Annotated in this window: 16 protein-coding genes and 1 pseudogene; 2 read left to right on the top strand and 15 right to left on the bottom strand. The window is 41.0% G+C overall.

The genetic code is table 11. The features are described from left to right. Positions 1-113 precede the first annotated feature (113 nt). On the top strand, positions 114-284 hold the full coding sequence (locus tag QM928_RS05425) for a DUF3042 family protein (protein WP_049526232.1): 171 nt from the start codon (positions 114-116) through the stop codon (positions 282-284). A gap of 116 nt (positions 285-400) precedes the next feature. Here the strand turns inward: QM928_RS05425 and QM928_RS05420 are convergent, their stop codons facing one another. The 10 genes and pseudogenes from QM928_RS05420 to mecA form a co-directional block, all read right to left on the bottom strand. After that, positions 401-1240 (bottom strand): thymidylate synthase, encoded by an 840-nt coding sequence (locus QM928_RS05420; protein WP_153225317.1) that lies wholly within the window; start codon positions 1238-1240, stop codon positions 401-403. A 104-nt stretch (positions 1241-1344) separates the two neighbouring features. Beyond that, positions 1345-2304 (bottom strand): ROK family glucokinase, encoded by a 960-nt coding sequence (locus tag QM928_RS05415; RefSeq protein WP_075232415.1) that lies wholly within the window; start codon positions 2302-2304, stop codon positions 1345-1347. 40 nt (positions 2305-2344) lie between these two features. Continuing rightward, positions 2345-2968 carry an alpha/beta fold hydrolase gene (locus QM928_RS05410; protein WP_414294706.1) on the bottom strand — a complete coding sequence of 208 codons (624 nt, stop codon included), beginning with the start codon at positions 2966-2968 and terminating at the stop codon, positions 2345-2347. Then, positions 2969-4690, bottom strand: coding sequence for an aminodeoxychorismate synthase component I (gene pabB / locus QM928_RS05405; protein ID WP_414294707.1), 1722 nt, complete (start codon positions 4688-4690; stop codon positions 2969-2971). A 133-nt stretch (positions 4691-4823) separates the two neighbouring features. After that, positions 4824-5726, bottom strand: a pseudogene (locus QM928_RS05400) (ZmpA/ZmpB/ZmpC family metallo-endopeptidase); the annotation flags it as partial. Positions 5727-5886: 160 nt separating this feature from the next. Beyond that, positions 5887-7002 (bottom strand): peptide-methionine (R)-S-oxide reductase MsrB, encoded by a 1116-nt coding sequence (gene msrB / locus QM928_RS05395; protein WP_075232419.1) that lies wholly within the window; start codon positions 7000-7002, stop codon positions 5887-5889. Positions 7003-7011: 9 nt separating this feature from the next. Further along, the gene (locus QM928_RS05390; RefSeq protein ID WP_414294708.1) at positions 7012-7572 is read right to left on the bottom strand and encodes a redoxin family protein; all 561 of its coding nucleotides are present in this window, start codon (positions 7570-7572) and stop codon (positions 7012-7014) included. Positions 7573-7730: 158 nt separating this feature from the next. Beyond that, a complete protein-coding gene (locus QM928_RS05385) occupies positions 7731-13784 on the bottom strand; it encodes a ZmpA/ZmpB/ZmpC family metallo-endopeptidase (protein WP_414294709.1) in 6054 nt (2017 codons plus the stop codon). A gap of 1 nt (position 13785) precedes the next feature. Then, positions 13786-14349 (bottom strand): TIGR01440 family protein, encoded by a 564-nt coding sequence (locus QM928_RS05380; RefSeq protein WP_153225322.1) that lies wholly within the window; start codon positions 14347-14349, stop codon positions 13786-13788. A gap of 774 nt (positions 14350-15123) precedes the next feature. Further along, a complete protein-coding gene (gene mecA / locus QM928_RS05375) occupies positions 15124-15861 on the bottom strand; it encodes an adaptor protein MecA (RefSeq protein ID WP_075231413.1) in 738 nt (245 codons plus the stop codon). A 124-nt stretch (positions 15862-15985) separates the two neighbouring features. On the opposite strand from mecA, the gene QM928_RS05370 reads away from it, so the two are divergent. Next, complete coding sequence (locus QM928_RS05370; protein ID WP_414294710.1) at positions 15986-17464, top strand: oligosaccharide flippase family protein; 1479 nt, start codon at positions 15986-15988, stop codon at positions 17462-17464. Between the two features lie 179 nt (positions 17465-17643). On the opposite strand, the gene QM928_RS05365 is transcribed toward QM928_RS05370, so the two are convergent. From QM928_RS05365 to thrB, 5 genes are all read right to left on the bottom strand, one after another. Next, positions 17644-18903, bottom strand: coding sequence for a TRZ/ATZ family protein (locus tag QM928_RS05365; RefSeq protein ID WP_414294711.1), 1260 nt, complete (start codon positions 18901-18903; stop codon positions 17644-17646). A gap of 274 nt (positions 18904-19177) precedes the next feature. After that, complete coding sequence (locus tag QM928_RS05360; protein WP_414294712.1) at positions 19178-20926, bottom strand: ABC transporter ATP-binding protein; 1749 nt, start codon at positions 20924-20926, stop codon at positions 19178-19180. Position 20927: 1 nt separating this feature from the next. Further along, positions 20928-22652: an ABC transporter ATP-binding protein gene (locus tag QM928_RS05355; RefSeq protein ID WP_414294713.1), complete on the bottom strand. Its 1725-nt coding sequence runs from the start codon at positions 22650-22652 to the stop codon at positions 20928-20930. A 49-nt stretch (positions 22653-22701) separates the two neighbouring features. Then, positions 22702-23640: a peptide-methionine (R)-S-oxide reductase MsrB gene (gene msrB / locus QM928_RS05350; protein ID WP_414284383.1), complete on the bottom strand. Its 939-nt coding sequence runs from the start codon at positions 23638-23640 to the stop codon at positions 22702-22704. Positions 23641-23763: 123 nt separating this feature from the next. After that, a complete protein-coding gene (thrB, locus tag QM928_RS05345) occupies positions 23764-24633 on the bottom strand; it encodes a homoserine kinase (protein ID WP_075231419.1) in 870 nt (289 codons plus the stop codon). Between the last annotated feature and the right edge of the window lies 1 nt (position 24634).

Here is a 24634-nt window from a genome sequence, read left to right as displayed (position 1 = left end):
CCTTGAAAAATTCCCATTTTTTCGTTACTATTATTATATCACAAAAAGGTCAGTCAGAAAAATGCGACCTCTTGAGGTAGCTGGCTGATTTATAAGTTAAAGGAGGAATACTCATGGCTAAAGGATTCGCTAAAGGTCTTGTAACAGGTATTGCAGGAACTGTCGCTGCAGTTGCAGGTGCAGTATACGCAGTTAAAAAGAAAGTGATCGAACCAGAAGAACAAAAAGCAGCTTTCATCGAAGAAAACCGTAAGAAAGCAGCGCGTCGTCGCGTATCACGTTAAAAAATAAAAGAAGTTGGGATTTTTCTCAACTTCTTTTTTTCTATTCTTTTATACTCAATGAAAATCAAAGAGCAAACTAGGAATCTAGCGTGATTTGAAGAGATTTTCAGAGAGTATTAAATGGCCAAGTCAAACTTCAACTGCGGTTTCACTGGATCGTAGTCAACCAGCTCAAAATCCTCTGCTTTAATATCAAAGAAATTTGTCTTGTCTGGTACATTCAAGACCAAACGTGGTTGGCAGTTTGAAGGCTCACGACGAAGCAATTCCTGAGCTTGTTCAAATTGATTGTCATAAATGTGAAGGTTATTGATAAAGTAGAAGAATTTCCCAACTTTCCAACCAAAATGTTTAGCAATCATCATTTGAAGTGCCACATACTGCATGGCGTTGATGTGGTGAGCTACCAGCATATCGTTAGAACGCTGCGTCAAGGTCGCGTCTAGATAGATGTCCCCGTCTACACGACGAACATCAAACATAGTCTGAAAGGCACATGGAAGAAGACCATCTGTCTCCTCAAAGGCCTGATAATCCCAAAGTGAAATGATATTACGACGATTCCAAGGATTAGCTTCTAACTGTTTGAGAATTTTATTGATGATATCGTGCTTCTTAACAACAGCCCCATAACGCTCCCCAATAGTACCTGTGTCTCCCACTTCCCAATCATTCCAGTAGTGAACATTGTACTTGTCATTGAGAACTTCTAAGCTATTGGTCTGGTCTTGATAAATCCAAAGAACTTCCTTGATAGCTGATTTGATTGCGATTGGTCGCAAGGTTGTGATGGGAAATTCCCCCTTGGCCAAGTCATACTCCGCAAAAGCACCTGTGATGTACTTGGAGTTAGCTACTGTTCCATCCTTATACTTGGGACGTGCTTGCTCGGAAAACACACCCTCATTCAAGATTCGCTCGATATTTTCTTTAAAAATCATATCTGCTTTTGTCATTTACCCCTACCTCAACTTTTATTTCTTAACTAGTATAGCATAAAAAAGAAAGGAGGAAAATCACTCGCTTACGGAAAGCAATTTTCTCCTTTTTATGTTTATATTTATTGCAAGACAAGTGACGCAGCTCCGATAACTCCAGCGTCATTTCCTAGAGTTGCAAGAGCCAATTTAGTAGTTGTACGAACTTGTGGGAAGGTATTTTCATCATAAACCTTTTGTACACCTTGGAGAAGGAAGTCTCCTGCAGCTGATACACCACCACCGATAACGATTGTTGATGGGTTTAGAATTGAACCGATGTTGGCACATGCAATACCCAAGTAACGTGAGAAGTTACGGTAAACGATCAAGGCAAGGTCGTCTCCTTCTTTTGCCAAATCAAAGACAGTTTTAGCTGTTACTTCTTCTCCGTCATCAATCAAGCGTTTTAAGGCTGCATCGCCTTCGTATTCATCTGCATAACGACGAGTCAAGTTAACAATACCTGTCGCTGAAGCTACTGTCTCAAGACAGCCTTTTTTACCACACGTACATGCGATTGGTTGATCAAAGTCAACTGTTATGTGTCCAAGTTCACCTGCAGCACCAGCAACACCGTGGAGTAATTTGCCTTCTGCTACGATACCGCCACCAACACCTGTACCAAGTGTCATAAAGACAACGTCTGGTTGGTTTTCACCAGCACCCATCCAGCGCTCACCAAGAGCTGCCACGTTGGCGTCATTGTCGATGAAGAATGGAATACCCAAGGCTTTTTCCATTTTTTCTTTGATTGGTTGAAGAGTTTTCCAGTTGAGGTTATAGGCACCGATAACAGTCCCTTTTTCACGGTCAACCACACCAGGTGATCCCATACCAATTCCACGGAAATCTTCAGCAGACAATCCAAGCAAGCCCAAACGGTGTTGAATAGTTTCAATCATGTCGTCTACGATATGGCTTCCTTCATCCAAAATGTTAGTCTTGATAGACCATTTTTCTTGGATTTCTCCTTCTTGTGTTAAAATAGCGAACTTGATAGAAGTTCCACCAAGGTCAATCCCAATAATCTTTTGACTCATTTTTATCTCCTTTATGATTTATCACTTCTTTATTATTTTATCAAACTTGTTTCAGCAATTCAAGAAAACTTCTGGTTAATTCTGCAAACTCTTTTGGTTTTGCCTTATTCAAGACATGAGGGCCGTCAGGAATGATCTGAAACTGAGAATCTGGCATCAGTTCTTGAATAGCTTTCATTGAACTGAGATTAGGCTTATCCTGGCTACCACAGATCAACAAGCTTGGATAGGGACAATTCCGTGCAATCTCTCTTAAATCAAGTGTTTTTAATTCTTCGGAAACTCCAACCATAAGAGCCTTATCTGCCCCCTGCTTCTCATATATCCTCTTAGGAAGCAATTTAAATATCAGCAACTGAATGTAAAAAGGAATGTTACCTGCTAATTTCAGTGGACATCCTGACAAAACCAAGGCCTGAAGATTTGGTATCTCAGAACTTGAAAGCTCCAATGCAAGTGCAGCCCCTAAAGATAAGCCAACTAAGACAAAAGGCTCTGTTTCCTTTGATAAGTGCTGATAAATGCGTTCCTTGGCTTCTTGGTAGGTCCCAACTCCTGAAGGAAATAAGTCCAGGGCTTCAGAGGGATAATCTGCCAGCAAATCCTGAACTTCTTTCCAACTATCTGCTGACTGTCCCAAACCGTGTAAAAATATGAGTTTCAATTAGTTCTCCTTTACTGACAATTCATACAAGCCTCTGACTGCATTACAGCTATAGATGACTTCTGCTCGCATTAAATCTTCTATGGTCAAAACCTTCTCTTCTACCTTCCCATTTTCAAGCAAATATTGACGATAAATCCCTGGTAACAGACCTAGCTGACTAGGTGGGGTATAGAGCTTGCCATTCATTTTCAAAACCAGATTGCCAATAGAGGTCTCAAGCAGTTTTCCATCAGCAGTGTGATAGATGATTTCCTGCTCTCCTGTTGTCAAATGTGGTCGGTGTGTCGTCTTAAAGTAGGTAAAGGCCTGCTGCAAATCAGCTTCTTGCAGACAAAGTTTAGCCTGACAGAAGCTATAACTAAGTGGTGTCAATACTTGTCGATCAATTTCTATTTCTCCAGACTTATTGAGACTGATTCGCAAACGGTAGTCTTGGTGGAGATCACAAGCTCGACACTCTTCATCTATCCTTTGTCTCAAACTATCTTCATCAAATGGAAAGGCAAAGTAACGACTAGCCTTTTGCAATCTTTCTAGATGTTGATTTTTAAAGAGCAAAGTTTTCTGGCTGATTTTTCCTGTCGTAATCAGCTTAAAGCGAGGCTGTTTGCGATAAAGAACAGCAGCCTTTTGCTGGACTTCACGGTATTCTGACTCCCAAGTACTATCCCAAGTGATGCCTCCACCGACTCCATAGATGGCTTGCTCTCGATGCAGTTGAATGGTTCGAATAGCTACGTTGAAAATCCGTCTACCATTGGGAAGTAAGAGTCCAACAGTTCCACAGTAAACTCCTCTTGGTTGGGGCTCGAGGTTCTTGATAATTTCCATAGTCGCTATCTTGGGAGCTCCTGTGATGGAGCCACATGGAAAGAGCGATCGAAAAATTTCAACTAGGTCAACATCCGGTCGTAACTGACTCTTGATGGTTGAAGTCATCTGCCAAACAGTCGAATACTGCTCCACTTGACACAGACGCTCTACATGCTCACTGCCCACTTCAGAAATACGGTTCATGTCATTGCGCAAGAGGTCCACTATCATCATATTTTCAGAGCGATTTTTAGGATCTTGCTCCAACCAAGCTGCCTCTTTCAAATCTTCATCGTCAGTCAGACCACGTTTAGTTGTTCCCTTCATTGGACGAGTAGTTATTTCTCGGTCATTTTGCTCAAAAAAGAGTTCTGGACTCATGGAAATCACTGCCATGTCGTCATGTTCAACATAGGCATTGTAACCTGCCTCCTGCTCTACCACCATGCGATTGTAGATAGCAAAAGGATTGGCAGACAACTCCTGCTTGAGTTGAACAGTATAATTGACCTGATAAGTATCGCCCTGTCGTAAATGATGGTGAATCTGGGCAATCGCCTTTTCATAGTCCTCTGTTGCTGTTACTTCCTGCCAGTTTGATGGCAACTCCACCTCCTCATAAGTCAGAGGAATGTTAGATGTTTCAACACTGTTATGAACAGTGAAGTAAAGCAAATACTCTCCTAACAAGGGACCCTCGTGAACCGCCAACTTCTCCTCAAAAGCAGGCGCAGCCTCATAGCTGACATAGCCCACCACATAATAGCCTTGCTCTTGGTAGCTTTCCACTTGTGCCAGCAGGTCTGCCACTTCTGCTAATCTTCTTGTTTTTAACTCTTTGATAGGCTGGGTAAAGGTGTATCGCTCCCCCAAAACCCTAAAATCAATCACTGTTTTTCTATGCATATCCTAAGTATACCATAAAAGCCAGACCCCAACAGGAGATCTGGCAATTTTATTCTTTGAGAATGATAAAGTAGATGTCACTTTCTAAGAAAATCTGAACATAGCATTCTCTTTTATCACACCGACTTTTTATCTATCCTTTAGGAAAGAGTTCAGATGAAAAGGCATCTGTGACCTGCAATAGTTTTTGGAAGACTTTTTTCTTCAGAGCTACTGTATAGTTGGCAACTGAGCCTCCATACTTGAAGTTTCGGTAATCCGTTTCTACTGCTTGGTCAAACAAGTCTTGCAATTTCTCGTAAGAATCAATTTGCTGACCATCAATTTCAAAACTATGGATTCCTCGTTTTGCCTTGGCAATAATAGCGTCAAACCAAGCCTTCTTCCATTCTTCCAAGTTCTGGAACTTGCCTTTCGAAACCTTCTGGATAATGAAATCATCGCCAAGTGTATCATGCCCCTCGCTCAGCGCCTCATCTTTGTATTTATTAGAAGCATATCCTAGGAAACCATTTTCGTAACCATAATAACCCCACATACGGAAGGCATTATGCTTGAAGGAGATGGCTCCAGGAGCTCCCTGACTTGTATTTCCACCGTAGATAGCATCCACCATCTTGACATTGACATAAGCTGTCTTGAGGTCTTCTGGTCGGTAAGTTCCCTGATAATGCCTGTTGGTGATGATGTTATTTTTGATTAAATCATCCACAGAATTTAGCTGAGTCTTGGCTTCGTCATCTGTCAATGGACGGACATAGTCCCACTGGTTAGGAGCAAGGAGTTTATTATCCTGATCCTGATAGCGCATCTGCTTGGTCATCTTGCTGAACCAAGCCTTCTTCAAAGCCAGATCATTCTTAGCGAGGACTCGTTCCCCTTCCAGATAATCTAGAAGCATCAAGGCCTCATTATAACCTTTCATGTAGTGGTCAATCTGCTGGCGTGTTTGCAACTTGGTTGGATCTGGATTGTACCATTGGTCCCCATCATTTGGTCGCATATAAGCCATGTTGAGCCCGAGAGAGCCATATTCACCCTGATAGCTTTCACCTTACTTGTTTTCAAAATCAAAAATTTTCAGGAGTGATTCCTACACGTTCGATTAAATTGCCCAACCGCTTCTAAAATCCAAATTCTACACTTCTTATGAATTAAAATGTATTTCTAGTAAATTCTTTTTAAGAATATCACGTTCACTCAACATAATCTAACAAATAACCATAACCCTTTTCTTCCATTTGATCCTTAGGAATAAAACGGATGGATAGACTATTGATACAATAGCGTAGCCCTCCCTTGTCCTTAGGTCCGTCTGTAAAGACATGCCCTAGATGGGAATCACCAGTTCTACTTCTGACTTCTGTTCTGACCATATTGTAGGACTTGTCTTCCTTGTAGGTCGCAACATCTGGACTGATAGGCTGGGTAAAGCTAGGCCAACCACAGCCCGATTCAAATTTATCTTTCGAAGAAAAGAGTGGTTCACCAGTTGCTACATCCACATAAATACCTGCTTCAAATTTATCCCAGTAACGATTTGAAAAGGCCCGTTCTGTTTGACTATTTTGAGTCACTGCATATTCCTCAGGAGAGAGGAGTTTTTTCAATTCATCGTCACTCGGTTTTGGATATTTACTCGCATCAATAACAGGATAGGATGCTTGATTGACATTGATATGGCAATATCCATTTGGATTTTTCTGAAGATAATCTTGGTGATAGTCCTCAGCCACGATAAAATTGCTTAAGGGTTCCTTTTCAACCGCTAGAGGCTGGTCGTACTTCTGAGCAACTTGTTCAAAAACTTGATTGATGACTTCTAGGTCCTGCTCGTCCTTATAGTAGACTCCCGTTCTGTACTGAGTCCCCATATCATTGCCCTGCTTATTTTTACTAGTTGGATTGATAATGCGGAAATAATGGAGCAAAATTTCTTTTAGAGAAATTTGATTGGCATCGTAGGTCACATGAACAGTCTCAGCATGGCCTGTTTGGCCGATCAATTCATACTGGGTTGTTTCTCCTCTGCCATTCGCATAGCCAGAAACAGCATCTGTCACACCTGCTACTCTTGAAAAATACTCTTCAACTCCCCAGAAACAGCCTCCCGCTAGATAGATTTCATGTAGGTCAGCATTTTTATCTGGCACAGTTTTTTTCTTAACACCTTGACCTTGGCTAACAGCTGCCTTCTCAATTTGAGAAGTATCAGTGTAGCTTGTGCTTCTTTTTTCCCAAAAAAATAAAAGTCCAATAATAATACAAATGATGATTCCTATGAATACAATTGTTTTTAACTTATCATTCATGAGTAACCTCTAATCTATGCTTTTCAAACTCTCTACAATACTTGCCTTATCCATAAAACCTGGCTGGATCTTAACTAGTTTTCCTTCTTTATCAATAAAGGCCTGGGTCGGATAAGAACGGACTCCGTAACTTGCTAAGAGTTGTCCCGAAGGGTCTAGAAGGACAGGGAGATTTTTATAGTCCAATCCTTGATACCATTTTTTAAAGGCTTCTTCTGCTTGCTCTCCTTTTTGACCAGGAGAAACCACTGTCAAGATGACATAGTCATCACTTGCTTCTTTTGCCAGCTCATCGGTATCAGGTAAACTAGCTAGGCAAATAGAGCACCAAGATGCCCAAAATTTGAGATAGACCTTTTTGCCCTTATAATCTGATAGGCGATAGGTTTTACCATCAACTCCCGTCAGTGAAAAGTCTGGAACTTCTTCTCCTTGTTTTGCCATTTGAGAGCTAACTTGTGCATTTTTGTCTGCATTTTGCTTATCAGCTTGGTTCTCCATCTGATTGTTACAAGCCGATAGACAGACCAGACTCGCGCAGACCAATACAGTTGCTTGCCATTTTTTCATCTTCATCACCTTCTTTTTTGTTATATGAATATAGATATTCACTTTGTAGTTCTATTATATACCTACCTTGCTAAAAATACTTAGAATCTGTTTGGAAAATCAATAATCTTCTTGATTACAAAAAAACTCCCACCTGCTAAGCAGATGAGAGTTTTGGATTATTTAAAGATAGAAGTTTTAAAGCTATCTGTTTGTTGAAGAAGTTTCTTGAAGACTTTTTCTTTCAAAGCAACAGTATTATCAAATTTGACAGAGCCCTTACTTAGAGTAGCCTTATCTTTATCAACTGCTTCAGCAAATGCACGTTTCAAGTCTTCATAGCTATTGTATGTTTTACCATCAATTTCAATAGATTGAATTCCATTTTTGGCACTTGTCACCACTTCTTTGAAGTAAGCTTTCTTCCATTCTTCAAGATTGTTGAATTTTCCTTCAGAAATCTTGCTAATGATGAAGTCATCACCTAGAGTATCTTTACCAGCTTTTTTAGATTCAGCTTTTAGCATGTTAGAAGCATAGTTTAGGAAGCCTTTTTCATAGCCATAGTAACCCCAGATTCTGAAAGTATTGTGTTTAAATGACATCGCTCCTGGAGCACCTTCACTTGTATTACCACCATAGATACCAGTCATCATTGGAACATTCACATAAGCAGAATCAAAGTCAGTAGGATTATAAACTCTGTTACCTGGACCGCGGTTAGTCATGAAGTTGTTCGTAATTAAGTCATCTACTGTGCGTAAAGGAATAGCTTTTTCCTCATCACTTAAAGGTCGAACCTTGTCGAATTGGTTCTTGGTGTTATTTCCTCGGTATTGCTTATCAACCTTCTTGAACCAAGCATTGTTTAAATCTTGATTTGCTTTATCGAGGACAGCCTCTCCTTCAAGATAATCCAGAAGCATAAGAGTGTCGTTGTAGCCCTTCATGTAACGATCAATTTCGTCACGTGACTTCAGATCATTTGGATTGGTGTTATACCATTGATTGCCATCGTTTGGACGTTCATAAGCCATGTTGAGACCTAGGGCTTTGTATTCACCATTTGGATTTGATACTGATGGAGTTTGCAACATTCCTTGTGCAAATGCTTCCAAATCAGTACCTTCACGGTGTCTTGAGCCACCCAAGTATACCATACGGTCATTTACGTGAGTTGTTTCGTGGGTAAAGGCAGAAACCCCAAAGTCACTAATCATATCCGTAACCATGAAGAAGACAGAATCATCTTTATATGGATTCTGATAAACGCGAGCCACAGCTCCCATACGCCAGTCAGTCGCATGATAACGTCCTGTAGGTCCGTATAATTCACGGATAGGCGCCACATCTTTACCACTATTAGTGTGACCGTATTTATCAGTACTAATATCTTTATAGTTTTGGTTATCTAAAACAGGGGTTGGAACCATGTTATTGCTCTTCAAGAGTTGATTACGAACTTTATCGATTGATAGACGTGACCAGAAGTCTAGATAATTCTGTTGACCTTTTGCAACCTTATCGATTTCAGCTTTAAAGGCATTACGTTCTGCTTCAGTATACTTACCATATTTTTCAAATGAACTATAAGCCATTGTATTGTAAGTTGAAATCAAGAACATATGGGCATCTTTCAAGTTCAAGAGTGGCAAGATCATCTTACCATGCACATCGTTGTTTAAACCTTCGTAGGCTCTGTGTTTCTTATCGGCAAACTCAGGAGTTGTTGTTTTTGGTTCAACGATATAGACATTGTCTTTGGTTGCTTTGATGAACCAATCATTTAGGTCTTTGTCTTCTGTGAATAGACGCATATTATAGTCTAAGAAACTGTTTAACTCGCCGATACCGATAACTCCACCGATAGCTTCACGATAAGCTTCTAGAGTTCTATCACCTTTAATGTTACTTTCCTTAGAACCAATCTGAATCAAGAAGTCTAACACACTTACATTTTTACCATAGAAGTCTGGTTTGAACAACATGAGTTGCTTGATATTGAAGTTATCAAACTTTACTCCGTAATAACGGTTAAGGTAAGATAGACCAAGGAGAACCGCTGCCTTGTTATCATCAATTTTCTTGATCAAAGCACGTTTAGCAGCCTCATCTGTGTTTAATTGATGATCTTCATTTTCAAGCAACTGTTTCACAAATTTAGCCAGATTATCCTTGACTTCTTTGAAGCTTTCTTCTAGGTAAAGATCTTTGATAGCGTTAACTTTATTTGGTCCTGTTCTACCAAGTTTTTGGTAAATTGGATCTGATTGTAGCTCAACTGGACTTAATTTTTCAACGATAGCATTGATAAGATCGCTACGGTCTTTGTCAACCATATTAGGTGTGTAAACAACTTCTCCAAGTTCAGCAATGCTGTACTCTTTCACTTGTTTAACCTTAGATTCTTTCAGAGAAACAGTAAAGATGTCTTTGGTCTTGTCAGCATAATGCACCAAAATGTGGTCAGCATCAGCCAATTCTGTCACAAAGGCATTGCCTTTCATGGCAGTTACAGACAAGATTTCTTTAGTCAAGAGAGGACTGCCTGCAGCCAATTTGTTTCCTTGGTTTACGATCCATTCTTTATTATAGAAAGGTTGTAATTTTTCGATATTACGGTAGGCAAGTTCACGAGAGGCATCGTAATCTTGAGTATCTTTATAAGTATCAGCTTTTACTTTCTTATTATTGAGAGTATCCTCAACAAGAGGTTTAATTTCAAACGTATCAGCAGTGATACCGAATTCAGCGATCTTTTTATTTGCTTCTTCAAGACTGATTTCTTGAATTCTGTTAGTACGAGAACGTTTGAATGAACGTTTACCAGAGCTGACATCTTTAACAACATAGTTTCGCTCAATCCAATCGTTTGTATAGTAACCGTCTTCTTCGTCTAAGTCTTTTGAACCGTAGAACTCTTCACCATTTTCAACTTTCATCATTGAAACAGTATCAGCAACTCTACCCCATGTCCAGTTTTTACTAATGAATCCACCAACCTCAACAGGTGTCTTAACATTAATGGTTCCTTTAGTAACAGCATTACGAACAGAAGCATACTTGTCGATTCCATTAGGATCCGAACCATTATCAGATCTAGCAAGAAGACCACCAACACGAGCTTTATTTGCTGTAATATCAGCATCTACATAAGCGTGTTTGATATTCCCTCTCCAAATTTCACCGGCAATACCACCAATATCCCAGCCTTTGTCACCAACACCAGTAAGTTTACCAATGAATGCGACATTTTTAAGTAGGCCACCAACATCTGCTTTATTGACAATACCAGCAATACCATCTTTACCAAGAACACTACCAGTCACCTTGACATTCTCAACTGTAGCATTTTTAATCGTTCTTGCAAGTGGTGAAATATTTTCAGCCCAAGGCATATTGATATCAACGTTACCTAGGTTAATATTTGTAACCGAGCCACCCTCGATATTATCGAACAATTGACGAGCCATATTGTGGATTGTGTACTGCTTTCCTTCAACACTTGTTAAAGTTCCACTAAACTTACCAGGTACATATTGTTTATTTGGTGTTGGAACATTAGCTGCATTAAGATCAGCACCTAGTTTAAATGTTCCATTTTTATTGTCCTGCATGGCCTTTACAAGATCATTGAAATCGTAATAAACATCACCTTCATGAGCTTTTGGCTTAGCAAAGTAATGGACATATTCTTCTGCAAACTGATTATTTGCATTGCGTTGGACTAGGTCTGGTGCTTTAGCAGTGACTTTGAACAAGTCTTTACCATCAACTGTGACTTCTTCAATCTTATCAACTGCAAGTTTTGTCACCTTGTTATCATGAGTTGTCACTTTCAAGTAATAAGGTTTCACATCTGATGGTTTAGCTGACAATAGACTATTATCAATTTCTACACCTTGGTCATCAACACTGATAAGGCTGGTTTCCTTGATGTTTTTGACTTCGACTTTTTTGAGATCAAGTCGCAGTGGTTCTTCCGCAAGAACTACTTCTTCGTTCCCATTTCCACGATCGTAAACCATCTTGGTCGCAATCTTGTAGTCCTTGTAGTATTTCAAGTTTGTAAGATTTGCAGTCAGGTCTCCCTCAGACATGTTAACTGTTTGAAGGCTAGTGTCTCCGTCTTTCAAGACAACTTCAAGAGATTTAATGGTTACACCTGTTGGTTTGACCAATTGGTAACGAACCTTGGCACTACGCTCTAATTCTTCTTTATCAATTTGAGTAATTGTCAACGTTGGCGCAGCGAGGACTTGATCACCTTTCTTAATGAGACGATCTTGCGCAGCTTCGACAACTTCCTCTGAAATCGTTGGAGCATCTGCAGTTTTCACGCCTTTAAGAGTCTTATAGACTTTGGTAATCTTTTTCTTACCGTTTTGACCAGCTTGAGCAACAACTTCTGTTCCCTTCGGAAGAGTGCTGTCTACTTCTGTTCTTGTCTCGAAAGGAATTTCTTCAAATGAAACTTCTTCAACTTGACCTTCAATAGCCTTGGTACCACGACTAATTTTTTCGTTTACTGGCGCCTTAACAGTTTCTGTACTCGTGCTAATTGGGTCCCCAACTTTTTGGCCATTGACTGTCTTATAGACACGATGGATCAGCTGACTTCCTGCTTGACCGTTTTGAATCACTGTTTCTTCATCAGTGTAACGAGTATCATCAGCTACATACTCCTTTGTATATGGAACTGCTACTGTTTCAGTTTCTGTGACAGTTGCTTCAGCTACTTCATACGCTGGCAACTCTGGCTGAACTAGGGATTCACCTTCGTGACCTGCTTCTTGAGTTCCTTTGGCTGTAAGCTCACCTGTATAAGCTGGGACTTCTGGCTGAACAAGAGATTCGCCTTCATGGCCTTCTTCTTGCGTGCCTTTAGCACTATGCTCGCCGGTGTAGGCTGGCAATTCTGGTTGAACCAAAGATTCGCCTTCGTGGCCTGATTCTTGAGTACCTTTGGATGTAATCTCGCCGGTGTAGGCTGGGGCTTCTGGTTGAACCAGTGATTCACCTTCGTGGCCTTCTTCTTGAGTTCCTTTAGCGCTAATCTCACCGGTGTAGGCTGGCAATTCTGGTTGAACCAAAGATTCGCCTTCGTGGCCTGATTCTTGAGTACCTTTGGATGTAATCTCGCCGGTGTAGGCTGGGGCTTCTGGTTGAACCAGTGATTCACCTTCGTGGCCTTCTTCTTGAGTTCCTTTAGCGCTAATCTCACCGGTGTAGGCTGGCAACTCTGGTCGAACCAAAGATTCGCCTTCGTGGCCTGATTCTTGAGTGCCTTTAGCGCTAAGTTCGCTGGTATAGACTGGCAATGCTGGCTGAACTAGGGATTCGCCTTCGTGACCCTCTTCTTGGGTTCCTTTGGCTGTAAGCTCGCCGGTGTAGGCTGGCAATGCTGGCTGAACCAAAGATTCGCCTTCGTGGCCCTCTTCTTGGGTGCCTTTAGCGCTAAGTTCGCCTGTATAGGCTGGCAATGCTGGCTGAACTAGGGATTCGCCTTCGTGGCCCTCTTCTTGGGTTCCTTTGGCTGTAAGCTCGCCTGTATAAGCTGGCAATTCTGGCTGAACCAGAGATTCACCTTCATGGCCTACTTCTTGAGTTCCTTTAGCAGTAGCAATTTTCTCTGGTTGGTCTTGGAAATCTGATGCTTTAAAGTAACCGACGTATTCGTATCCTTCGATTTGAATGACACCTTTTGCCAAGTCCTCTTGACTACTTGCTGCAATCGTTTGATTGTAGGACACTAGGATTTTATTCTCAAATGCTTGAGCTGACTGAGGGATAAAGTAACTACCACCTAGCGCTCCAATAAAGAGAAGACCCAACATTTTATTGCGGTGTTTTTTAGACATCACCACAACAACCAAAGACGCTGTTGCAAATCCAAGAGTTGCCAGTGCTAACTCCTCGCTTCCAGTGTTCGGCAATTGTTGAGAATTCACTTCCTTCTTTCTGTAAACAAGATAGACAACATCATCTTGCTTTAAATCAGAAGGAAGTTCGCGATGGATTAAAGCTTTTTCTGCTTCTGTCAATTCTTGCTCAGCCAAATAACGGTAATGAACTTGGCTAGGTGTCGCTACTTCGTTAGCTGCAACAGTTTCAACTAAAAAGTTATTTGCCCCCAAAAGAAATGTCCCGATAACCGCAGAACCTACACCAACTGAGAACTTCCGAATAGAGTATTTAATGACTCTATCAAACTGCATTTTTCTGTTTTTCATTTTAAATCTTTCTAATGTGATCTATTGGATATTGAGCACGCGCCCCTCCAATGAGTTTTGGTCGACTAGCAAGTGCTGTCACATGAGCCAGACCAATCTCTCTTAAGACTGGTCGAATGGGTACCTGAACATGTTTGATATGCATACCGATAGCTGTATCACCAATGTCTAGACCAGCATCTGCCCTGATAAATTCGACCTCCACGGGATCCTTCATATAGCGAAAGGCGGCCAATTGACCAGAACCTCCTGCATGTAAGGTCGGGAGTACACTCACAATCTCCAACTGATGTTTTATAGCTACTTCTCGTTCAACAACTAAAGCCCGATTGACATGTTCACAACCTTGAACAGCCAGGTGAATTCCCTTAGCCGTCAACAGTTCCAACATAGTCTTGACAATAAGTTCACCGATTTCCTGACTCGAATCTTTTCCGATGTGTCCTCCCAGCACTTCACTCGAAGACAAACCCAAGACAAATAGTGCTCCCTCCTGTAAAGAAGCCTTGTCTAGTACATCTTCAAGAATCTGCTGTGTTTCTATTTGAATCCGTCTTTGGTCCATATTTCACCTCGCTTTTTTCATTCTATCATATCGTTTTTCATCAATTTTAGCAAGATTGGAAGACATAGGAATACCAATTGCTAGGATTCAAAAACTATATGAGGGCTCTTTTCAAAAACTGATTCAAATTTTATCTATTTTCAAATATAAACTAAAATTATACTTTGAAAACAAAAAAAATATAATAGTTTAGTAAAATCGTTGCTGTAGCAACATTTACACCTAAAAGATTTGTCAGTCAATTCGATTCTAAACTACCGAAAGTAACTTCCTCCATTCTACCCCATTTCTTACTTTTAAGCTACTAATTTACCTTATTTTTTGGACTTTTTTTCTACTTCGTACTAACCTTTGTCCATTCAGAAAATTTTCATGAAATTATGCTAAAATTTTAATTCTGCTATCAAATTATAATATAGCAATTTTTTGAATACAAACTGTATCCAATTTTTAAAAAATAGATTTTACAGAGAAGATAACAAAAGGCGGGGGGTGGGACAGAAATCGATAGACAAAGTCTCGATTTCGTAGTCCCAGCCCCGCGAGGATGATTAGGAGCTTTTTGGAGTCTAATACTCAATGAAAATCAAATAGCAAACTAGGAAGCTAGCCGCAGGCTGTACTTGAGTACGGCAAGGCGACGCTGACGTGGTTTGAATTTGATTTTCGAAGAGTATAAAAGACGAACAGAAAGTTCAATCAACTACCGCGTCAAAGTTTGATTGCTAATAAAAAGTGAGGTCGGGATCTTTTGTCCCAACCTCTTTTTCTAGATTAAACTTTTTGGAGTCCTTTGACGGCATCGTGGTTGATGATGATTTGACCGTATTCTTGAAGGACTGAGCGACTGATATCACTATCATCCGCAAATTCTCGCATGCGAGCCAGTAACCAAGCAGGATAAAGATTTGGACGATCCTCTACATCCACTAAAACTGTCAGATAGTACTGGTCATTCATCTTGTAGAGTTCTGAAGTTTCCATTTGGTAGTCAACCGTTTTGGCAAAAGAAACCAAACTAGATAAATCGTCAAAACGTAAGATGTAGTAGATATAAGGCTCTCTTTTTCCTTCTTCTACTTCGAGGGTTTCATCAAGCGCTGCTTCTTCTTCCTTTTCAACTTGCTCTAAAGATTGAATGGCTTCAATATCATCTTTAGTTTTTTCTGCCATGGTTTTCTCCAAGGTTTTTAAAAACTCATCTGGAGACATTTTAGCCAACTCATCCATATCAGGAAGATCTGCCAAATCGTCAAAATCTAAATTCTGGTCGATCTTAGATTTTGTCACAAAAACATCAACCTTGTCTGGCTTAGGTGTTACTCGGAAGCTAAGCATACCTGTATCCAAGAAGCTATCTGGCATCTCTAGCTCATCCAAGATGGCATAGAAAAATTCTTCTGTTTTCTCTTGCGGAACGAGAAAGTCTGCGATTTCCATTCCACGATCCATCAAATCTTCTAAAGACATGGTGATTTTTAAAGTCGTATCACTGATTTGTTTCATTTTCATAGTTCGTAACCTCATACTCTCAGTTCTATCTATTATACAAGATTTCAAAAATTTTATCAAAAGAATGGCGTTGGAATGTGATATAATACTAGTATCTATTTTAGAATGTAAGAAAGAAAGTTTCATGAAAAATATAAAAGTTAATGCTTTGGCCAGCTTGCTGGTCAATATCTTAAATATCGTTTTTCCTTTGATTACTAATCCCTATTTAACGCGGATTCTTAGTAAATCCAATTACGGTTACTTCAACACTGCCAACACCTGGGCAAGCTTTGTCATTCCACTCGCTGCCTTTGGGATTTATAATTATGGGATTCGAGCTATCAGTAAGGTTAAGGATGATAAGAATAAGATCAATTATGTCTTTTCTAAGTTGTTCTATATATCAGTAATTACTTCAATTCTGACAACTGCAATTTACTTCCTCTTTATTCATTTTGATACTAGTATTGTCAATCTGAAAATCCTTTACTATATCCTTGGAATTCAAGCCCTCTTCCAATTTCTGAATATCGAGTGGATGAATGAAGCCTACGAGAATTATTCATTTATCCTTTATAAAACACTGGTTATTCGGATTGGAATGTTGGTCGCTATCTTCGCTTTCGTTAAGACACCTGATGATATCGTCCCTTATGCTACCATCATGAGTGCGACAACTATCATCAACTATCTGCTAAGCTTCCTCTGGATTAAACGAGAGGTCTCCTTTGTTAAGATTGAGTTCATCGAACTTCTCAAATCATCTAAACCTCTCCTAACTATGCTCCTTCTAGCAAATGCTAATATGCTCTATACCTTGCTAGACCGTATGTTTATTACCAAAGGACCTGATGAGAATTACATCTCATACTACACCATCGCCTCCAGTATCGTTATGCTGATCGCTAGTGTCCTTAGCGGAGCTATCAACGTCAGCATCCCACGACTTGGTTATTATCTAGGAAAAAAAGATTTTACTTCTTATAAAAATTTGGTCAATCAGGGCGCATCCCTCTTTTACTTCCTCATGATTCCTACCAGTATTGGTATTATGGTTTTGGGAACCTATGCTACAGTTATTTACTCTTCTGAGAAATATCTAGAAGCCGGAATTGTAACAAGTGTCTTTGCCTTTCGTACCATTATCTGGGCCATCGAATTGATCCTTGCTAAACAAATCATCTTTATCAATGACCATGAAAATCACTTGACTGCTTTCTACTTTATCGGAGGTGGTGCAAATATTCTATTTAACTCCTTGCTGTTTTTCAATAATATCTTCACTCCTGAATACTACATTGGAACAACCGTTCTAGCTGAAGCAATTGTGGTTCTGCTAGAGATTCGTTTTATTAAGAAGTACAAACTATTGGATTTGAAAGAGATTTTTACAACCTTAACTCGCTACACAATCGTGTCACTCGGTTTCATCCCAATTTATTTTGTTTTTAAAACCCTCTTCCAAGTTCATAGCTATGAAGTTACGATGAATATGATCTGCATGGTTCTTTCTACAATCGCAGCTTGTGGCATCTATTACGCTATCACACTCTTTATTATCAAAGATAAAACACTTCATTATGCGCTCGACCTAGTTCGTGCTAAGATTAAAAGAGGATAGAGGTCATTAGCCTTCTCAAAAATGTTCAAATTAAATATTATGTAACAAAAAGAAGACCTTACAGAGTCTTCTTTTTTCTTTACGGCCTACACAATAAATACCCACTCAATAAGCTTGTTAGAGCAAACGAGGTCAAGACAACACCGACCTAGCTTTAAAAAAATTAGAAAGAGTATCACTTACAAATCTACTGTTAGTACCTTCCCAGCTCTCACGACTTGCTCACCTGCAATGTAGACGTCATCAACATCACTGGATTTGACAGCATAAACGAGGTGAGAAAGCATGTTTTCTTGAGGTTGGAGATGGATTTTTCCTTGAGGTTGAATAACTAGAAAATCTGCTTGCTTGCCAACTTCTAGACTACCAATCTCATCTTCCATTCTCAACACCTTAGCACCCTCGATCGTCAGGGCCTTGAGGGCAGTTTCGATTGGAAATTGGCTGGCATCACCGCTCTTCATTTTCTGTAAAAGGGCCACCGTGCGTCCTTCCTCAAACATATCGAGATTATTGTTAGAAGCAACTGAGTCCGTCGCGATACCAACTGGAACACCTGCTTTTTGTAATTGAATGATTGGTGCAATTCCCGAAGCTAGTTTGAGGTTGCTGATAGGATTGTGGGCGATAGCGACTTGCGAATCTGCCAAGCGGGTAATTTCTGCTTCATTTAACTCCACACCGTGGGCAAATACAGCCTGATGATCTAAATACCCAAGTTCATCTAGAAAGGCTATTGGACGTTTGCCATAACGTTTCAGGATAATCCCTGACTCTTCTTTTGTTTCTGCCACATGAATATGAAGTGGAATATCTTCTTTTTTTGCTAGGTTCAAACTAGCCTCTAACAATTCTCGACTACAACTGTAGGGCGAATGAGGAGCCACCATAACCTTGAAATTGGGATCCTGATATCCTTTGATTGTCCCGATGACAGCACGCGTTCTTGCAACAGTTTCATCTGTCGTCTCCACGTCTGAAGAAAAGAGAGTTGGAGAAAAATAGCAACGCATCTTAGAAGCTTTGACTGCCTCATAAATCTCAGCTATATCCACTCCATTAGGATTGTACATATCATTGAAAGTTGTCGTTCCTGACTGGAGCATCTCTGTTAGCGCCTCTTTGACGGCCTTTGTAGTCATTTCTGGTGTGAATTCTGCTTCTGCTGGCCAGATATAGTCCTCCAGCCATTCGTGGAGATTGCTATCATCACTAATCCCTCTCAAGCCTGTCATGGCAGAGTGAGTATGGCAGTTAACCAAACCAGGCATGATCCAAGCACCCTGATAGTCTATGATTTGATCTGCTTGTTTAAGAATCTCTTGATTTTCCTGACCGACATAGACGATTTGGGATTCTTTGACAGCCAAAATCCCATCTAGATAGACATGGAAATCTTGGTCACAAGTCACCATATTTACATGCTGAAAGACTTTCATTCCTAGGCTCCTTTTCTAAATTATACTCTTCGAAAATCTCTTCAAACCGCGTCAACGTTGCCTTGCCGTATGTGTAGGATACTGACTACGTCAGTTCCATCTACAACCTCAAAACAGTGTTTTGAGCAACCTGCGGCTAGTTTCCTAGTTTGCTCTTTGATTTTCATTGAGTATTAGCTTTCATACCAGATAATTTTTCTAGCTATTGTAACAAAAAAGTCACCCGAAGGCAACTTTTCTTGTTTGTTCATTGGCATTATAATGGCTTTCCCATTTATTCTGGGATAAAAGTTGCTGCTTGCTGCATTTGATAGTATTTGCCTTTTCTCGTCATGAGTTCCTCATGATTGCCATATTCGACAATATCTCCATCGACCAAGACAAGAATCAAATCAGCATCTTGAATGGTCGATAAACGGTGGGCAATGATAAAGCTTGTCCGCCCTTTCATGAGTTTGGCAAAGGCGTCCTGAACCAGCACCTCTGTCCGGGTATCGATGGATGAAGTCGCCTCGTCTAATATCAGGATCTTAGGAATGGCTAGAAAGACGCGGGCAATGGTCAAAAGCTGAGCTTGACCAACAGACAAGGATTCCCCTGCATTTTCAAGCTTGGTATCATATCCCTGTGGCAATTGTTGGATAAAGAAGTCTGCGTTTGCTGCCTTGGCTGCTGCAATGACCTGCTCTCGGCTAGCATCAGGATTACCAAAGGCAATATTGTCATGAATGGTTCCCTGCTTGAGCCAAGTTTCTTGGAGCACCATCCCAAACTGTTGTCGAAGAGATGCTCTAGTATAGTCGTAAATAGAATGACCGTCTAGCAAAATATCTCCGGAGTTAATCGGGTAAAAACGCATAAGGAGATTGATAAGGGTAGACTTTCCAGCACCCGTTGGTCCAACGATGGCAACCTTGCTACCAGCTGGAATATCAATAGACAAATCCTTAATCAAGATTTCTTCAGGATTGTAACCAAAAGAAACCCGCTTAAAGGAAATAGCTCCCTTGACTTGGTCGCTGTTCAATTCTTTAAGACCTGTTTCTGTAATCTCAGGACTTTCTAAAACAGTATAAACACGTTCTGCACAAGCTAAGGCGCTTTGCAACTCTGCTAAGACTGATGAGATATCATTAAAAGGCTTGGTGTACTGCTGCACATAGTTTAAAAAGGTTACCAATCGACCAACCGTCAAAGTTGAACCCGCCATGATGCGCAAGGCTCCAACACCAGCTAGTAGGGCATAAATGAGGGCATTGACAAAACGGGTTGAAGGATTGACTGTCGAAGAATAAAAGATAGCCGACTGAGAATAACCTGCGTAGTTGTCATTTGCCACATGAAGTCTCTCGACAAATTCTTCCTGAGCATTGAAGGACTGGATAATGGTCTGTTGGGTGAGCGATTCTTCTATCAACTGAGTCTGAATCCCCCTAGTCTCTGTCTGCTTTTGAAAGAGATGGTAGGATCTCATAGCGATAAAGTGTGAAATGACCATAGATAGAGGTGTTAAGAGCAGAACCAAGAGAGTCATCAATAGATGGATTTGGAGCATAGCAAGGATGCTGACCAAAATCATCAAAACTCCTATGAAAAATTGGTTAAAAATCATATTCAAACCCGCTGCCAACTGCTCGATATCTGTCGTTACACGGCTGACCATTTCTCCACTACCTTGTCTATCTACAAGGGCAATCGGAAGACGATGGAGTTTTTGAATAATTTTTTCTCGTAAATCTCTGGTATAGGAAAAGATGAGGCGATTATATAGAAGGGGATTGGCCCATTGTACTAGAGTATTTCCAATCACCACTATAATCATCTGGAGGAAAATCTGCCAAAATAGCTGGGATGAACCATCGACTAGGACTTGGTCAATCACCTGTCCTATCAAGATTGGTAGATAGATTGATAGGGCTACCTGAGCAATGGTACCCAAGAAAGCCAGGAAAAGAAGGACGGGATGGCCAGCTAAATCTTTTGCTAATCGTTTAAGGGTTTGACTTGCATGTTTGCCTTTCATTCTAGTCCTCCTTTCCATGTTGGGATGCATTGATTTCACGATAGACTTGGCTAGTCTCCATCAATTCCTCATGATTTCCAAGTGCTAATTGCTCCCCTTTCTCTAAAAGAAGAATTTGATCAGCAATCTTCAAGGTTGAAGTTCGTTGGGAAATCAAGATCAAACTAGTATCGGGCAAGTTTTCCCGAATGGCCTTTAGAAGATTAGACTCGGTAATGGTATCAAGAGCCGAAGTCGCATCATCCAGGATAAGGAATGGTGCTTGACGCAAGACTGCCCGGGCAATCGATAAACGTTGTTTTTGCCCACCTGAGAAATTACGACCGCCTGCTTGAACCTCTGCGTCCAGCTGGCCTTCCTTTTCACTGACAAAGTCCTTGGCTTGAGCAATTTCCAAAGCCTGCCAGAGTTCTTGGTCAGAGATAGGGTCTTCCATACCCAAAGTCAGGTTAGAACGAATGGTTCCCTTAAAGAGTTCAACCTTTTGAGGAACATAGGCCATCCAAGATCGCCATTCAGAAAGATCACGAGGACTACGTCCATCTCGATAAAGGGAAATGCTTCCCTTATCTGCCGGATAAAGGCCAAGTAGGATCTGGACCAAGGTTGACTTACCAGAACCAGTCCCCCCGATGATTCCAAGAATTTGTCCTTGTTGCATAGCAAAAGAAAGATTTTGCAAGGATGGTTGAGCAGCATCTGGGTAGGTAAAGCTCAAGTGTTCAACTCGTAAGGACTGGTTCGAGGAAGTTTCTTTTTGAGCAATTTCTGCCAGTATATCCTCAGGTTTTTCGGCGAAGACTTCTTCAATCCGCTTGGCAGAAATATAAGACTGGTTGAGTGAATTAATGAGCATGGCTAGTTTTATCAACTCTACCAAGATTTGTAGAAGATAGTTAATCAGGGCAATCAAGGCACCCTGACTGAGCCAGCCTCCTTGGATAGAAATATAGCCATTCCAGATAATCACCAGCAGAGTTCCGTTGACGATCAAATAGGTCAAGGGTGTCAAGAGACTAGACCAGTAGCCTGTTTTCATTTGGATAGCCATATAGACTTGGTTTAGTACTTGAAAATGTTCAATTTCTCGTTTTTCTTGGCCAAAAGCACGAATCACACGCATCCCTTGTATCTGTTGGCGCGTTTCCTGAACCAGCTGGTCTGTTTTCTTTCTCAAACTACTGTAGAGGGGATTGACCAACCGTGATAAAACGACAATGACAAGGGTCAAAATGGCAACCATGACCAAAAACCAGAAGGTCAATTCAGGCGAGAGACGATATGCCATGAAAATGGCACCGAAAACAATAATAGGAGCCCTTAAAAATAAGCGCAAGAATTGATTGATTCCCGTTTGAATCTGATAGGTATCTGATGTCAAACGCGTCACCAAACTCGAAGTCGTTAAACGGTCTCTACTATCCTTGGGCAATGAAAGAATATGACGATAGAGGTCATTGGTCAACTCCTTGGCAAATCCAACCGCTGCCTTGGCTGAGTAAAATTGGGCCACTAAGGCGACTAGGACACCGATGACTGCAAAAACAAAGAGGAGGCCCATTTGCATCCACAGATGACCCTGATCTTTTTGAGGGATGGATTGGTCAACAATTCCAGCTATCACCATGGGTACCAAGAGTTCAAAAACGGCTTCTAGCAGTTTAAACAGAGGTGCTAGGAAAGACTCCTTGAGGTAGGGTTTAAAGTAAGAAAGTAATTGTTTCATATGTCCCTTCTATTTTCAAAATGAAGAAGGTGGAAAAACCACCATCTTTTTATTTGTTCAAATATGGAAGTAGGTAGCCATAACCAGCCTCTTCCATTTCATCCTTAGCAATGAATCGTAGAGAGGCAGAATTGATACAATAGCGTAAACCACCTAGTTCCTGAGGTCCGTCTGTAAAGACATGTCCCAAGTGGGCATTCCCCGAACGTGACCGAACTTCGATACGCTCCATACCGTGACTCAAGTCCTGATAGTAATGGATGAGTTCCTTGGAGATAGGTCGGCTAAAGCTTGGCCAACCACAGCCTGAGGCAAACTTGTCCTTAGCAAAGAAGAGGGGCTCTCCCGTCGTGATATCGACATAAATTCCTTCCTCAAAGGTTTGATCATAGGCATTGCTAAAGGGAGCTTCCGTAGCAGCTTCTTGGGTGACACGGTAGGACTCTTCTGACAAATTTTCTCGTAACGTTGCCTGACTAGGCTTTTCATAGTTGGCGGCATCTATCAGTGGTTTTTCAGCATCTCTCACATCAATGTGGCAATAACCACCAGGATTTTTCTTGAGGTAGTCTTGGTGATAGTCTTCAGCCAGGATATAGTGACGGAGTTTCTCCACTTCTACCGCTATCTTGCGACCGAGCATGCGCTCCTGCTCTTGGACAAGAGCATAGATAGTCGGTAAATCCTTTTCATCTAGGTAATAAATCCCTGTGCGGTACTGACGACCACGGTCATTCCCTTGTTGGTTGAAAGATAAAGGATCAATGACTCGGAAATAATAAAGCAAAATCTCACGGAGCGACACTGTCTTTTCATCATAGATAACTTGCACAGTCTCTGCGTGATCTGTTTCTTTAATTAATTGATAATTGGTAGTTTCTACCTGACCATTAGCATAACCAACACTGGTTTGCAACACTCCAGAAATACGGGAAAAGTATTCCTCTAAGCCCCAAAAGCAACCACCTGCTAGATATATTTCTGCCATCTCATACCCCCTTGACCATCTATCGGTCAGCAAAAGTGGGAAACATTTCATATCCCATCTTTCATTTTCAAAAAAAGGATAGGAAGCCCTCTAATAGAGAGTTTCCCCATCCTATCGCTATATTTATTTTTCTTCAACGCGCACGCCTTGTGTGTCTACTTGCAAATCATGAAGCTTGCCTTTGAACGGTTGTTTTTCAAGCTCTGCCTTAATCTTCGGCATCTTATCAGGCTCAGCTAGAACCATGACCGTAGGCCCAGCACCAGACAAGTAGGTCGCATAAGCACCGTTTCTCTTAGCAACTTTTTTAATTGTCGCAAATTCTCGCACCAAATCTTGACGATAACGCTCGTGGAAAAGGTCACTCTCGATAGCTTGGCCAGCTTTGACCATATCTCCTGTCAGTAGAGCTGCGATAGCCACATTGGCGATAGAACTTGCTGCAACAGCTTCCTTGTATGATAATTTCTTAGGCAAGACACCACGACTATCGCGAGTTCGCAATTCATAGTTTGGAATATAAGCTAGGAAAGCACACTCTGGGAAGGGTGCTACCACTGCTGAAACCTGATCTTCGACTGAGCTCGCAATGACCAGATTACCATAGATAGCCGGCGCAACATTGTCAGGATGCCCTTCGATCTTAGTCGCCAATTGCAATTTATCGTGATCGCTTAATTTCAAATTTCCGAGTTGATTTGCCAGCTCAATTCCTGCAACGATGACTGAACTAGAAGAACCAAGTCCACGCGCAAGTGGAATATCACTGATCATTTTCAGGCGTCTGGGTTGTAGGTCTGGAACAATTTGTAAAGCAATCTTCAGCAAAAGATTACGTTCATCACGTGGAATCCATTTGCCTAGTTGGTGCTCGATCATCCATTCTTCACGTTCCTCACAAACCTGAATTTCTAGATACTTAGTTACAGCTACGCCAACCGAGTCAAAACCAGGACCCACATTGGCACTTGTAGCAGGTACAATAATCTTCATC

Source organism: Streptococcus infantis (genome assembly GCF_047460405.1).
GTDB lineage: Bacteria > Bacillota > Bacilli > Lactobacillales > Streptococcaceae > Streptococcus > Streptococcus infantis_Q.
Note: the sequence above shows the minus strand (reverse complement) of the source record. Positions and strands in the feature narration are given on the sequence as shown.

Coding starts and splice junctions, on each gene's coding strand:
- QM928_RS05425 (WP_049526232.1), top strand. CDS start 114: ATGGCTAAAGGATTCGCTAAAGGTCTTGTAACAGGTATTGCAGGAACT.
- QM928_RS05420 (WP_153225317.1), bottom strand. CDS start 1,240: ATGACAAAAGCAGATATGATTTTTAAAGAAAATATCGAGCGAATCTTG.
- QM928_RS05415 (WP_075232415.1), bottom strand. CDS start 2,304: ATGAGTCAAAAGATTATTGGGATTGACCTTGGTGGAACTTCTATCAAG.
- pabB (WP_414294707.1), bottom strand. CDS start 4,690: ATGCATAGAAAAACAGTGATTGATTTTAGGGTTTTGGGGGAGCGATAC.
- msrB (WP_075232419.1), bottom strand. CDS start 7,002: ATGAATGATAAGTTAAAAACAATTGTATTCATAGGAATCATCATTTGT.
- QM928_RS05390 (WP_414294708.1), bottom strand. CDS start 7,572: ATGAAAAAATGGCAAGCAACTGTATTGGTCTGCGCGAGTCTGGTCTGT.
- QM928_RS05385 (WP_414294709.1), bottom strand. CDS start 13,784: ATGAAAAACAGAAAAATGCAGTTTGATAGAGTCATTAAATACTCTATT.
- QM928_RS05380 (WP_153225322.1), bottom strand. CDS start 14,349: ATGGACCAAAGACGGATTCAAATAGAAACACAGCAGATTCTTGAAGAT.
- mecA (WP_075231413.1), bottom strand. CDS start 15,861: ATGAAAATGAAACAAATCAGTGATACGACTTTAAAAATCACCATGTCT.
- QM928_RS05370 (WP_414294710.1), top strand. CDS start 15,986: ATGAAAAATATAAAAGTTAATGCTTTGGCCAGCTTGCTGGTCAATATC.
- QM928_RS05365 (WP_414294711.1), bottom strand. CDS start 18,903: ATGAAAGTCTTTCAGCATGTAAATATGGTGACTTGTGACCAAGATTTC.
- QM928_RS05360 (WP_414294712.1), bottom strand. CDS start 20,926: ATGAAAGGCAAACATGCAAGTCAAACCCTTAAACGATTAGCAAAAGAT.
- QM928_RS05355 (WP_414294713.1), bottom strand. CDS start 22,652: ATGAAACAATTACTTTCTTACTTTAAACCCTACCTCAAGGAGTCTTTC.
- msrB (WP_414284383.1), bottom strand. CDS start 23,640: ATGGCAGAAATATATCTAGCAGGTGGTTGCTTTTGGGGCTTAGAGGAA.
- thrB (WP_075231419.1), bottom strand. CDS start 24,633: ATGAAGATTATTGTACCTGCTACAAGTGCCAATGTGGGTCCTGGTTTT.